This window comes from Halomonas alimentaria, from assembly GCF_009902005.1.
Taxonomy (GTDB): domain Bacteria; phylum Pseudomonadota; class Gammaproteobacteria; order Pseudomonadales; family Halomonadaceae; genus Halomonas; species Halomonas alimentaria.
Map to the genome: position 1 here is coordinate 2,191,586 of NZ_WUTT01000001.1, position 12,245 is coordinate 2,203,830.

10 protein-coding genes are annotated in these 12,245 nt (G+C 66.8%); 3 read left to right on the top strand and 7 right to left on the bottom strand.

Annotated elements, in window-relative coordinates:
- Positions 1-4: 4 nt before the first annotated feature.
- A complete protein-coding gene (gene csiR, locus GRB96_RS10385) occupies positions 5-709 on the bottom strand; it encodes a DNA-binding transcriptional regulator CsiR (protein ID WP_161432066.1) in 705 nt (234 codons plus the stop codon).
- A 63-nt stretch (positions 710-772) separates the two neighbouring features.
- A complete protein-coding gene (locus GRB96_RS10390) occupies positions 773-2,521 on the bottom strand; it encodes a SulP family inorganic anion transporter (RefSeq protein ID WP_161432067.1) in 1,749 nt (582 codons plus the stop codon).
- Positions 2,522-2,650: 129 nt separating this feature from the next.
- Between GRB96_RS10390 and GRB96_RS10395 the strand changes: the two genes are divergently transcribed.
- Entirely contained in the window at positions 2,651-3,925 is a 1,275-nt protein-coding gene (locus tag GRB96_RS10395; RefSeq protein ID WP_161432068.1) for an O-acetylhomoserine aminocarboxypropyltransferase/cysteine synthase family protein, read from the top strand.
- A gap of 156 nt (positions 3,926-4,081) precedes the next feature.
- On the opposite strand, the gene rarD is transcribed toward GRB96_RS10395, so the two are convergent.
- A complete protein-coding gene (gene rarD / locus GRB96_RS10400; protein ID WP_161432069.1) occupies positions 4,082-4,984 on the bottom strand; it encodes an EamA family transporter RarD in 903 nt (300 codons plus the stop codon).
- Between the two features lie 129 nt (positions 4,985-5,113).
- On the opposite strand from rarD, the gene GRB96_RS10405 reads away from it, so the two are divergent.
- Together GRB96_RS10405 and GRB96_RS10410 are read left to right on the top strand one after the other, a co-directional pair.
- A complete protein-coding gene (locus GRB96_RS10405; protein WP_161432070.1) occupies positions 5,114-5,929 on the top strand; it encodes an amidohydrolase in 816 nt (271 codons plus the stop codon).
- The gene (locus GRB96_RS10410) at positions 5,929-6,627 is read left to right on the top strand and encodes a pseudouridine synthase (protein WP_161432071.1); all 699 of its coding nucleotides are present in this window, start codon (positions 5,929-5,931) and stop codon (positions 6,625-6,627) included. Before GRB96_RS10405 ends, GRB96_RS10410 begins: the two co-directional genes overlap by 1 nt.
- On the opposite strand, the gene GRB96_RS10415 is transcribed toward GRB96_RS10410, so the two are convergent.
- The 4 genes from GRB96_RS10415 to GRB96_RS10430 all read right to left on the bottom strand — a co-directional run bounded on the left by GRB96_RS10415 (position 6,624) and on the right by GRB96_RS10430 (position 12,200).
- Positions 6,624-8,396 (bottom strand): sensor domain-containing diguanylate cyclase, encoded by a 1,773-nt coding sequence (locus GRB96_RS10415; RefSeq protein WP_161432072.1) that lies wholly within the window; start codon positions 8,394-8,396, stop codon positions 6,624-6,626. The genes GRB96_RS10410 and GRB96_RS10415 overlap by 4 nt on opposite strands.
- A 79-nt stretch (positions 8,397-8,475) precedes the next feature.
- On the bottom strand, positions 8,476-10,062 hold the full coding sequence (locus GRB96_RS10420; protein WP_161432073.1) for an ABC transporter ATP-binding protein: 1,587 nt from the start codon (positions 10,060-10,062) through the stop codon (positions 8,476-8,478).
- Positions 10,055-11,122 carry an ABC transporter permease gene (locus GRB96_RS10425; RefSeq protein ID WP_161432074.1) on the bottom strand — a complete coding sequence of 356 codons (1,068 nt, stop codon included), beginning with the start codon at positions 11,120-11,122 and terminating at the stop codon, positions 10,055-10,057. Before GRB96_RS10425 ends, GRB96_RS10420 begins: the two co-directional genes overlap by 8 nt.
- Before the next feature lie 4 nt (positions 11,123-11,126).
- Complete coding sequence (locus GRB96_RS10430) at positions 11,127-12,200, bottom strand: microcin C ABC transporter permease YejB (RefSeq protein ID WP_161432075.1); 1,074 nt, start codon at positions 12,198-12,200, stop codon at positions 11,127-11,129.
- Between the last annotated feature and the right edge of the window lie 45 nt (positions 12,201-12,245).

Here is a 12,245-nt window from a genome sequence, read left to right on the forward strand (position 1 = left end):
GGGATCAGGTCAGCCCCTGATGGCGCATCGCCTCGGTGATGATCGGCACCGGTGTCATCAGGTGTTCGCGCATCATCTCGGTGGCGCGTTCGATATCCCGGGCCAGGATTACCTCGACCAGATCGGTGTGCTCCTGGTGCTTTCGGGCCAACGCCGCCTCGGAGAGCACCGTCTCCCGCAGCCAAAGATGGCGATAGCGCTCGACCTGGTCGAACAGGCTCTCGCGGATCTGCAGCAGGTGCGGTGACTGACAGCCGCTGACGATGGCGGTGTGGAAGGCCTGGTGGCGAGTGTCCCAGACGTCGAGCAGCTCGTCGGCGGAGTTCAGCTTCATGACCTTGGAGAGGGTGTGGGCCCGGGCCAGAATCTCCGCTTCCCAGCTGTCGTCGCCACGCTCGATGGCGAGCCGGAGCAGTAGCCCCTCGATCTGGGCCCGGGCATCGTAGAGATCGGCCAGCTCGGCCAGCGACATCGGTGCCACCCGAAAGCCGCGCTGGCTGATGGCCACCACCAGACGCTCCGCCACCAGTTGGGAGAGTGCCTCGCGCAGGGGGCCGACGCCCAGGTCGTAGCGCTCCTTCAGCCGGCTCATCAGCAGCTTCTCGCCGGGCTTGAAGACGTTGCGGATGATGTCCTTCTTCAGGCGGTGATAGGCGCTGATGCCGAGGTTCTCGCGGGTCGCCGCGTTGTCGAGAGTCGAAGAGTCCATGCTGTCGTCATTTTTTCCATGTGCCTGACATGATAGCCGAATATCGCCACTCTCGGTAATGCCTCACTGGGCCAGACCCGGCTCCTCGCTGTCAGCGTCGTCTGCCGGGCTCGGCTTGAGTGCCTGCCAGGCGGCATAGGTGCTGAGAAATACTCGGCCGGTCAGGTCATCCAGGAAGTCGCTGCGCTTGAGGCGGTCCATCACCGGGCCCTTGACCTCGGCCAGGTGCAGCGTCACTTCCGCCTCCCTGAGGCGCTCGTTGATGGCGTCCAGGCTCTCCAGTGCCGAGGCATCGATCAGGTTGACCGCCGAACAGATCAGCACCACGTGGTCCAGGCCCGGCTGGCGCGCCACCATGCGCAGCACCGTGTCCTCCAGGTAACGGGCATTGGCGAAATAGAGGCTCTCGTCGATGCGCAGGAAGGCCACGCTGCTCAGGGTCTCGACCTCGTGGCGCTGGGTGCTGCGGAAGTGTTCGGTATCCGGGATGCGACCCACCACCGCGCTGTGGGGGCGGCTGGTGCGGTAGAGGAAGAGCCCGATGGAGAGCAGTACGCCGCTGATGATGCCCGCCTCGACCCCCTCTACCAGCGTCAGCAGGATGGTGACCGCCATGGCCGAGAAGTCACTGCGCGAATAACGCCAGGTCTGGCGAATCAGCGGGATGTCCACCAGGGTGAGGATCGCCACGGTGATGGTGGCGGCCAGGGTGGCGATGGGCAGGTGGTGGAGCAGCGGGGTGAACAGCAGCGTCACCAGGCCGATGCCCAGGGCAGCGAAGAGTCCGGCCAGGGGGGTCTGGGCTCCCGCCTCGTCATTGATCACGGTGCGCGATAGTCCCCCGGTCACCGGCATCCCGGCGGTGAAGGCCGCGGCCAGATTGGCACCACCCAGTCCGACCAGTTCCTGGTTGGGGGAGATGCGCTGGCGCCGCTTGGCGGCGAGCATCTGGGCCATGGAGATCGATTCCACGAAGCCCACCACACTGATCAGCAGGGCGGGAATCAGCAGGGCGCTCCACAGGGTGAGGTCCATGCTCGGCAGGGTCAGCGGCGGCAGCCCGGCAGGAATGGCGCCGACCACGGCGACGCCGCGTTCGGCGAGCCCCAACTGCCAGCTGAGCAGGGTAGTGGCGACCACCGCCAGCACCGGGCCGCTGCGCGCCACCAGGCCGGCGGTGGAGGCGGCGAGCCCCAATCGCGTCAGCAGGCGGGTGGCATAACGGCGGCTGACGACCAGGAAGAGAAGGGTCCCCAGACCCATCGCCAGGGTGGGCCAGTGCAGCCGATGCAGCTGGCTGGCAAGGCTGGTCAGCAGGTCGAGGGCGTTGTAGCCGCTGGCCGAGATCCCCGCCAGGTGGGCCGTCTGGCTGATGGCGATCAGCACCGCGGAGGAGGAGAGGAAGCCGGCGATCACCGGGTGGCTCAGGAAGTTGGCGAAGAAGCCGAGGCGCAGCAGGCCCATGGCGACCAGCATCGCACCGGAGAGCAGCGACAGCACCAGCGCCGCCTGCAGGTAGGCGTCGCTGCCAGGCGTGGCCACATTGGAGAGCGCTGCGCCGGTCATCAGCGCGATGATCGCCACGGGGCCGATCGCTAGGGTGCGACTGGTGCCGAGCAGGGCGTAGAGCACCGCCGGCAGCAGGCTGGCGTAGAGCCCCACCACGGCGGGCAGTCCGGCGAGCAGGGCGTAGGCCAGTGACTGGGGGATCACCATGATAGTAACGATCAGCCCCGCCAACAGGTCGGCACCCAGCAGGCGAACGTTGTAGTGAGGCAGCCAGGTCAGTACCGGCAGATAGCGCTTGAGCATCCTGTCCCTGATCGGCTTGGGGAATAAGGCGTTAGCCTAAACGATATTAGTGCTTGCGTTCAGGGTTGGTTAGCATCGGGTGAAACCGACAACACCCCACAACAGCCCCACAACACGCAAGGACACGCCATGCAACGCGAAACCATCGCCCTCCATCACGGCTATGCCCCCGACGACCAGCATGCGGTGGCGGTACCGATCCACCAGACCACCTCTTTCTCCTTCGACAGCGCCCAGCATGCCGCGGACCTGTTCGACCTCAAGGTAGAGGGCAACATTTACTCGCGGATCATGAACCCCACCTGCGCGGTGCTCGAGCAGCGCGTGGCGGCGCTGGAGGGCGGCATCGCCGGCCTGGCGGTAGCCTCGGGCATGGCGGCGATCACCTACGCCATTCAGACCATCGCCGAGGCGGGGGACAATATCGTCTCCATCAGCGAGCTCTACGGCGGCACCTACAATCTCTTCGCTCATACCCTGCCGCGCCAGGGGATCCAGGTACGTTTCGCCGACAAGGATGATCTCGCCGGCCTCGAGGGACTGATCGACGAGCGCACCAAGGCGGTATTCTGCGAGAGTGTCGGCAACCCCTCCGGCGGCGTTGTCGACATGCAGGCCCTGGCCGAGATCGCCCATCGCCACGGTGTGCCGGTGATCGTCGACAACACCGTGCCCACGCCCTTCCTGTGGCGGCCCATCGAGCACGGCGCCGATATCGTCATCCACTCGGCCACCAAGTATATCGGCGGCCATGGGACCACCGTGGGTGGGGTGATCGTCGATTCCGGCAAGTTCCCCTGGGCCGACAACGCCGAGCGTTTCCCGCTGCTCAACCAACCGGATGTCTCCTATCACGGTGTCTGCTATACCCGTGACCTGGGCGAGGCGGCCTTCATCGGGCGCGCCCGCGTCGTCCCGCTGCGAAACATGGGGGCGGCACTCTCCGCGCAGGCGGCATGGCAGCTGCTGCAGGGCCTCGAGACCCTGGGACTGCGCATCGAGCGCATCTGCGACAATGCCCAGCGCATCGCCGAGTACCTGCAGGGCCACGACGCCGTGACCTGGGTGCAGTATGCCGGCCTCGAGAACCACAAGGACCACGCCCTGGCGCAGAAGTACATGGGCGGTCGCGCCTCGGGCATCCTCAGCTTCGGTATCAAGGGCGGCCGCGAAGCCGGCGCGCGCTTCTACGATGCCCTGGGGCTGGTATTGCGCCTGGTCAATATCGGCGACGCCAAGACCTGCTCGTCGATCCCGGCCGCCACCACCCACCGCCAGCTCAATGACGAGGAGCTGGTCAAGGCGGGCGTGACGCCGGACATGGTGCGCCTCTCCATCGGCATCGAGCATGTCGACGACATCATCGCCGACCTCGACCAGGCGCTGGCGGCGAGCCAGGCCTGATCTCGAGCAGGCTTATATCAATTGCCAAATGCGAGGGGCGCTGTGGATAAGCCATAGAGGAGGTCCTACGCCATGGATGGCGTCGGTAGCGCCCAGGGAGGGGTTCACAGCGCCTCCTCGAAGGCTTGTCCTTAGATCAGCCCCGAGCGATGGAGTCTATCGGACCTCACGCGGCCGGCTCTGCCATGCCGACCAGGAGTAGAGGGCCAGACCCGTCCAGATCAGCACGAAGGTGGCCAGCTGAACACCGGATAGCGGTTCGCCGAACACCAGCAGGGCGATCAGGAACTGGATGGTGGGATTGAGGTACATCAGGAAGCCCAGTGTTGCCAGGCGTAGTCGCCTGGCAGCCCCGGCGAAGGCGAGCAGCGGCAGGGCGGTGATCACTCCGCTGGCAATCAGCAGCAGGGTGGTTCTCGTGTCCCCCAGGAAGTGCGAGAGGTCGGCCTGGGTCAGCCAGCCCAGGGTGAGCAGCCCCAGCGGCAGCAGCAGCAGGGTCTCCACGAATAGCCCCGACAGGCCATCCAGGGGCACCTGCTTGCGCAGCAGGCCGTAGGTGCCGAAGGAGAAGGCCAGCGCCAGGCTGATCCACGGCAGCTCGCCCAGCATCACCAATTGCAGCACGATCGCCAGCGCGGCGAGGGCCACGGCCACCGCCTGCAGGCGGTGCATGGTCTCGCGCAGCACCAGCATGCCCAGGGCCACGTTGACCAGCGGGGTCATGAAGTAGCCGAGACTGGCCTGGAGCACATGGCGGGTCTCCACCGAGTAGATGTAGAGCCCCCAGTTGAGGGCGATCAGCAGGGCACAGCCCAGTACCCGCCCCAGGCGCCGCGGCTGCCCCAGGGCCTCGCGGATCGGCGCCCAGCGCCCGAGCAGGGTCACCAGGCCTACCAGAAACAGGCAGGACCATAACACCCGGTGGATCAGTATCTCGAAGGCGGGCACTCCCTCGAACAGCGCGAAGAACAGCGGGAAGCAGCCCCACATGGTGTAGGCAGCCAGTCCGAACATGACACCCTGGCGGGCTTGCGTGTCGGCGGTGGGCGTGGTGGTCATTTCTTGGCTCGTTGAGGATCAATCTGCCAACTTAGCAGCCTATTGAGCGTCATTCCACGGCCCAGGCTGACGCTGCCGGTGCAGTGGGGTAGTCTGGGCGCCAATATCGTCACCGCAAGGGGAAGAAGGATGAGCGAGCTGAGAACCACCCTGGTGCAGTGTGACCTGCGCTGGGAGGATCCGGTGGCCAACTGCCGGATGCTGGAGGAGACCCTGGGTGATCTTGGCGGCGAGCAGACCGATCTGATCGTGCTGCCGGAGATGTTCGCCACCGGCTTCACCATGAACTCCCGTGAGATGGCCGAGCCCATGGAGGAGAGCGCGACCGTGGCCTGGCTGCGCGAGCAGGCCTGGCAGCGGGGCTGCGTGGTCACCGGCAGCGTGGCGATCGTCGAGAATGGCGACTACTTCAATCGCCTGGTGTGGGCGCGGCCGGATGGCTCCTGTGCTACCTACGACAAGCGTCACCTGTTCCGCATGGCCGGCGAGCACGAGCGCTATGCCATGGGGCACGAGCGGGTGATCGTCGAGCTCAAGGGGTTTCGCATCCTGCTCAGTGTCTGTTACGACCTGCGCTTCCCGGTGTGGCTGCGACAGCAGCCCGGCCCGGACGAGCACTTCGAGTATGACGCCCTGCTGTGCGTGGCCAACTGGCCGGCGCCGCGTCGCCACCCGTGGCGTGTCCTGCTGCAGGCCCGGGCCATCGAGAACCTGTGCCCGGTGATCGGCGTGAATCGTGTCGGGGAGGACGCCAAGGGGCTGCCTTATGCCGGGGACTCCATGCTGATCGACGCCAAGGGCGAGGCGCTGATCGACGAGCCCAAGGGCGAAGCCTTCGTCAAGACCGCCAGCCTCTCCCTGGACGAGCTGCGGGCGTTTCGCGACAAGTTTCCCGCCTGGCGCGATGCCGACCATTTCAGTCTCGCCGATGGGGTGGGCAGCTGATGCGCCTCGACCGTTTCCTGAGTGAGTCCACCGAGCTGACCCGCAGCCTGGCCAAGAAGGCGATGCACCGCGGCGAGGTCAGCGTCGACGGTGAAGTGATCAAGAACCCGGCCACCCAGGTGGACGAGACCCGCCGGGTGACCTGGAACGGCCAGCCGCTCGCCCTGGTGGGGCTGCGCTACGTGATGCTGCACAAGCCGGGCGGCGTGGAGTGCACGGCGCGCCGGACCCTCTATCCCCGGGCCATCGACCTGATCGAGCTGCCCATGCTCGAGCGCCTGCAGACGGTAGGGCGCCTGGATGTGGATACCACCGGTCTGGTGCTGCTCACCGACGACGGCCAGTGGTCGCATCGTGTCACCTCGCCCAAGCGTCGCTGTGGCAAGGTCTACCGGGTGACCCTGGCCGACCCACTCGAGGATAGTGCCCTCGATGACGCCATCGCCCGCTTCGCCGAGGGACTGCTGCTCGACGGCGAGGAGAAGCCTACCCGCCCGGCCGAGCTCGCCATGCGCGAGCCGACCGTCGCCGAGCTGACCCTTTTCGAGGGCAAGTACCATCAGGTGAAGCGGATGTTCGCCGCCATCGGTCATCACGTTGTGGCCCTGCATCGTGAGTCCATCGGCCCGCTGTCGCTGGGCGAGTTGGCCGAGGGCGAGTGGCGTGAGCTGAGCGAGGAGGAGGTCGCGGCCTTCTAGCCAGCGGCGGCCGGCGGCAGTGGCTCAGCGGCGAGCGATGACCAGGTGGCGCTGCGATTGCGCCCCTGGTATTTCGCCTGGTAGAGCGCCTTGTCGGCCAGGCCCAGCAGGGCGATGGGTTCCCGGGAGTGGCAGGGATAGGTGGCCACGCCGCAGGAGAGGGTGACCGTCGGCAGCGCCTGGTCTCCGTGGTGCAGGGTCAGCCGTCGGACCCGTTCGACCAGCTCGCCGGCCCGGGCCTCGGCGCGTTCGGTCGTGGCGCCGGGCAGCAGGGCGACGAACTCCTCGCCTCCCATGCGACACACCACGTCGGCGTCGCGGAAGTGATCCTGGAGCAGTTCGGCCACCGCCATCAGCACACTGTCCCCCGCCTCGTGACCATACTGGTCGTTGATCTGCTTGAAGTGGTCCAGGTCGATCATGATCAGCGACAGCGGCACCCCGTCGCGGTCGGCGCGACTCGCCTCGTGCTGCATCAGCTCGTCGAAGTAACGACGATTCTTGAGCCCGGTGAGCGGGTCCTCGTAGGAGAAGCCCTCGAGCTTGCGCACCAGGCAGTCGAGCTTGGCGGTGCGTTCGCGTACCTGCTCCTCGAGGTGCCGGTTGAGACGCGACAGCTGGCGCTGGGTGCGGCGATAGTGCCACAGTGATACCCCCACGATCGCCAGCGAGAAGGCCAGCAGCCCCAGGCTGACCGGTACCTTGCGCCAGTCCAGCAGACCATGGGCCACCGCCATGTCTGCCATCAGCAGCCCCGCCATCAGCGCGAAGCTGCCGATGATCCAGCGCTGTTCGGTTTCCAGGCGCCGCAAGTGCCAGGCAGCCAGGGCCAGCATCAGCGGCAGGGTGATCGACAGCATCAGGTCGAAGGGGGGGAAGGTGCTGGCCACGGTCACCAGACCCAGCTGGCTGAGCCCCAGTGCGGCGCCGAGGTAGGCCAGATGCAGTCGCCAAAGTATGCCCATGAGGCGTTGCGGTGTTCCCGAAAGCCAGTGCGTGAGCAGCAGCCCCATCCCCACCGGCAGCGTGAAGTAGCCGGCGGCGGCCAGGCTGTCCCACAGCAGCGGTCGGTCGAGGAGCAGCTGACTGAACTGCGTCTCGGCGAGGATCATGGTGCTGGCCGCCAGCGAGAAGAGGGCCACCGCTCCCAGGCTCTGGCGCTGGGCCCCGATGAGCGCAAAGCTGCCTGCGAGCAGGGCCAGGAGCAGCGAGAAGGCGCTGATCAGCACATCGTCCCAGGCGCGATGCACGATCATCGTCAGTACATCCAGGCGATCCATGACCCTGGCCTCGCCCCACAGGCCGATATCGGTGTAGTCGGAGAAGATCCTGACGTGAAGCGTCTTGCCGGCGAAGTCCTCCGGCAACTCGATCATGTGCCAGGGCCAGCCGGCGAAGTGGCCGCGGCCCTGGTCGTCGAACTCGCCGTACTGGTAGAGCGGCTCCCCGTCCAGGAAGAACTGGGCGATCAGGTCGATGCTGTAGATGTAGATCACCGGGTCACGCCACTCCCCTTCGGGAAGCACCGTGCGCAACCACAGGTGCTCCTGACCGGCACGGCCGGGGGGATTGGACGGGAAGTCGATGGCATGCCATTCGCCGCTGCCGGCGTCATCGAGCCAGGCGGGGGTGCCGGAGGCATCCCGGGGAGAGTCTCCCCAGCGCCACTCCCAGCCGGTCAAGTCCCTGGGCGGCGCCGTGGCAGCAAGTAGTGCCTCGGACAGAAGCAGGCTCAGCAGAACGCTGACAGCAAGAATCAAGGGGCGCATCGGACACCCATGGATGAAAAGGATGCGCCGAGTATAGGTCAGGGCACGGGCCGCGGCCCTGTTCAAATGAAGGGGGCCATCAACGCATGCCGGATGCCAGGCCGGCGGCCTTGACCAGGGCTCGGGTATAGTCGGTTCGCGGGTTGGCCAGCACCTCGAGGCACTCGCCTTCCTCGATCAACTCGCCCTCCTTGAGCACCATGATGCGATGCGCCATGGCGCGCACCACTGCCAGGTCGTGACTGATGAAGAGGTAGCTCATGCCGCGGCGTGCCTGGAGGTCGCGCAGCAGGGCTACCAGCTGCTTCTGCACGGTGCGGTCGAGCGCCGAGGTGGGTTCGTCGAGTACCAGCAGGGCGGGTTCGAGGATGATCGCCCTGGCCACGGCGATGCGCTGACGCTGGCCACCGGAGAACTCGTGGGGGTAGCGGTCGGCGCAGTCGGCCGGCAGGCCCACTTCGCGCAGGGTATCGGCCACCCGGCGGCGCACCTCGCTCCCGGCGAGCTCCGGGTGGTGAAAGCGCAGCCCCTCGCTGACGATCTCGGCGACCGGCAGGCGGGGGGAGAGCGAGCCGTAGGGATCCTGGAAGACGATCTGCACCCGCTGTCGCATGCGGCGCAGGGCACCACCGGACAGGGTATCCAGTCGGGTGTCATCGAGGTGGATCTCGCCGTGGCTCTCCACCAGGCGCAGCAGTGCCATGGCAAGCGTCGTCTTGCCGGAACCGGATTCGCCGACGATGCCCAGCGTCTCGCCGCGACCCAGGGTGAGCGACAGTGGCCTGACCGCCTCGAAGGCTGGCGGGCGCGGCATGAAGAGCTTCTTGGGGCGCTGGAAGCGCACGCCCAGACGATCGGTGCGCAGCAGCGGCTGCCCCGCGCCGGCCGGCACGGGGCGCCCCTCGGGCTCGGCCGCAAGCAGGGTGCGGGTGTAGCCGCTCTGGGGTGAGGCGAACACACGCTCCACCGGCCCCGTCTCCTGCTCGCGGCCCTGGTAGAGCACGCAGACCCGGTCGGCGTGGCGACGCACCAGGTTGAGGTCGTGGGTGATGAACAGCATGCCCATGCCGTGGTGGTCGCGCAGCTCGGCGAGCAGGGCGAGGATCTCCTGCTGCACGGTGACGTCCAGTGCCGTGGTGGGCTCGTCGGCGATCAGCAGCTCCGGGTCATTGGCGATTGCCATGGCGATCATCACCCGCTGGCGCTGGCCGCCTGAGAGCTGGTGGGGCCAGGCGTCGGCGAGCTCCTCTGGGCGCGGCAACTTCACCTGGGCCAGCAGTTCGATGACCCGAGCACGTGCCGCACGGCCGGAGAGTCCCTGGTGCAGGCGCAGGGTCTCGCCGATCTGCTTGCCCACGGTGTGCAGGGGGTTGAGCGAGGTCATCGGCTCCTGGAACACGAAGCCCACCCGGCCGCCGCGCAGGCCCTGCCAGTCGCGGTGGCGCAGGCGTGCCAGGTCGGTATCACCCAGCCATCGGCCGCCGCTGACGCTGGCATTGCCCGGCAGCAGGTTCATGGCGCCCAGCGCCGACACCGACTTGCCGGAGCCGGACTCGCCCACCAATGCCAGGGTCTCGCCGCGCCCGACGCTGAGGCTGAGTCGGTCGACCACGGTGACGCCATCGAAGGCGATGGAGAACTCCTCGAGACGCAGCAGATCAGGCATCGGCTGGGCTCCTCCCGATATGCCGGGGGTCGAAGGCATCACGCAACCCCTCGCCGATGAATACCAGCAGCGAGAGCATCAGCGACAGGCTCACGAAGGCGGTGATGCCGAGCCAGGGGGCATGCAGGTTGTTCTTGCCCTGGGCCACCAGTTCACCCAGCGACGGCGAGCCCGGCGGCAGACCGAAGCCCAGGAAGTCCAGCGCGGTGAGGGTGGTGATGGCGCCGGTAAACAGGAAAGGGATGAAGGTCAGGGTGGCGACCATGGCATTGGGCAGCACGTGGCGCCACATGATCAGCCGCGGGGTCAGCCCCATGGCGCGGGCGGCGCGCACGTACTCCAGGTTGCGGGCGCGCAGGAACTCAGCGCGCACCACATCGACCAGGCCCAGCCAGGAGAACAGCAGCATGATGCCGAGCAGCCACCAGAAGCCGGGCTGCACGAAGCTGGCCAGGATGATCAGCAGGAAGAGCACCGGCAGCCCCTGCCAGATCTCGGTGAAGCGCTGGCCGATCAGGTCGGTCTTGCCACCGAAATAGCCCTGGATGCCGCCCACCAGCACGCCCATGGCCAGCGAACCGGCGGTGAGTACCAGGGCGAAGGCCACCGAGAGGCGGAAGCCGTAGATCACCCGTGCCAGCACATCGCGCCCCTGGTCGTCGGTCCCCAGCCAGTGGCGGGTGTCGGGCGGCGCCGGTGAGGGGCGCATCATCTGCATGTCCAGGGTCTGGTAGGAGAACGGGACCGGTGGCCACAGCGCCCAGCCGTGCTCCTCGATCTGGGCGCGCACGAAGGGGTCGTGATAGTCGGCGGTGGTGGGCAGGAAGCCGCCGAACTCGGTCTCGGGGTAGTCCACCAGCAGCGGCACGTACCACTCGCCCTGGTACTGCATCACCAGCGGCTTGTCATTGGCGATCAGCTCGGCGGCGAGGCTCACCACGAACAGCGCGGCGAAGATCCACAGCGAGACCCAGGCGCGGCGATTGGCGCGGAACACGCCGAAGCGGCGCCGGGTGATGGGCGAGAAGCGTTGCGCCAGGGGCGTTGCAGCATGGGCCATCGGCTCAGGACTCCCGTGTCTCGAAGTCGATGCGGGGGTCCACCCACACATAGGTCAGATCGGAGACCAGCTTCAGCAGCAGGCCGATCAGCGTGTACAGATAGAGGGTGCCGAAGATCACCGGATAGTCGCGCTGCATCACCGCCTCGAAGCCGAGCAGGCCGAGCCCCTCAAGCGAGAAGATCACCTCGATCAGCAGTGAGCCGGTGAAGAAGATCGATACCAGTGCGCCGGGCAGGCCGGCGATGATGATCAGCATGGCGTTGCGGAACACGTGTCCGTAGAGCACGCACTGGTCGCTGGCGCCCTTGGCCCTTGCGGTGAGCACATACTGCTTGTGGATCTCGTCCAGGAAGCTGTTCTTGGTGAGCATGGTCAGGGTGGCGAAGCTGCCGATGGTCATGGCGATCACGGGCAGGGTGATGTGCCAGACATAGTCCTTGACCTTGCCCCAGGCCGAGAGCTCGTCGAAGTTAGGCGAGGTGAGCCCGCGCAACGGGAAGAGGTCCCAGTAACTGCCCCCGGCGAACAGCACGATCAGCAGGATCGCGAACAGGAAGCCGGGGATGGCGTAGCCGACGATCACCAGTCCCGAGGTCCAGACGTCGAAGCGCGAGCCGTGGTGCAGCGCCTTGCGAATGCCCAGCGGGATGGAGATCAGGTAGACCAGCAGGGTAGTCCAGAGCCCCAGCGATACCGACACCGGCAGGCGTTCGATCATCAGCTCGATCACCGGTCGGTCGCGGAAGAAGCTCACCCCGAAGTCGAAGGTGGCATAGTCGGCCAGCATGCCCAGGAAACGCTCGTGGGCCGGCTGGTCGAAGCCGAACTGCGCCTCGAGCTGCTCGATGAAGCGCGGGTCGATGCCCCTGGCGCCGCGGGACTCGTCCTGGACCACCACCTCGCCGCCGCCGGTGTCCAGGCGCGTACTGGACATGCTGTCGACCCCTTCGAAGCGGGCCAGCATCTGGTCGATGGGCCCGCCGGGGGCGGCCTGCACGATGATGAAGTTGAGCAGCATGATGCCCAGCAGGGTGGGAATCATCAGCAGCAGGCGACGCAGGACATAATGGCTCACGTTCGCGGCCCTCTCCGGTTGCAGGTCACGTCGACGCTCGGCATC

Excerpts from the sequence above, each read along its gene's own strand:
- csiR (WP_161432066.1), bottom strand. The coding sequence starts at position 709 with ATGGACTCTTCGACTCTCGACAACGCGGCGACCCGCGAGAACCTCGGC.
- GRB96_RS10390 (WP_161432067.1), bottom strand. The coding sequence starts at position 2,521 with ATGCTCAAGCGCTATCTGCCGGTACTGACCTGGCTGCCTCACTACAAC.
- GRB96_RS10395 (WP_161432068.1), top strand. The coding sequence starts at position 2,651 with ATGCAACGCGAAACCATCGCCCTCCATCACGGCTATGCCCCCGACGAC.
- rarD (WP_161432069.1), bottom strand. The coding sequence starts at position 4,984 with ATGACCACCACGCCCACCGCCGACACGCAAGCCCGCCAGGGTGTCATG.
- GRB96_RS10405 (WP_161432070.1), top strand. The coding sequence starts at position 5,114 with ATGAGCGAGCTGAGAACCACCCTGGTGCAGTGTGACCTGCGCTGGGAG.
- GRB96_RS10410 (WP_161432071.1), top strand. The coding sequence starts at position 5,929 with ATGCGCCTCGACCGTTTCCTGAGTGAGTCCACCGAGCTGACCCGCAGC.
- GRB96_RS10415 (WP_161432072.1), bottom strand. The coding sequence starts at position 8,396 with ATGCGCCCCTTGATTCTTGCTGTCAGCGTTCTGCTGAGCCTGCTTCTG.
- GRB96_RS10420 (WP_161432073.1), bottom strand. The coding sequence starts at position 10,062 with ATGCCTGATCTGCTGCGTCTCGAGGAGTTCTCCATCGCCTTCGATGGC.
- GRB96_RS10425 (WP_161432074.1), bottom strand. The coding sequence starts at position 11,122 with ATGGCCCATGCTGCAACGCCCCTGGCGCAACGCTTCTCGCCCATCACC.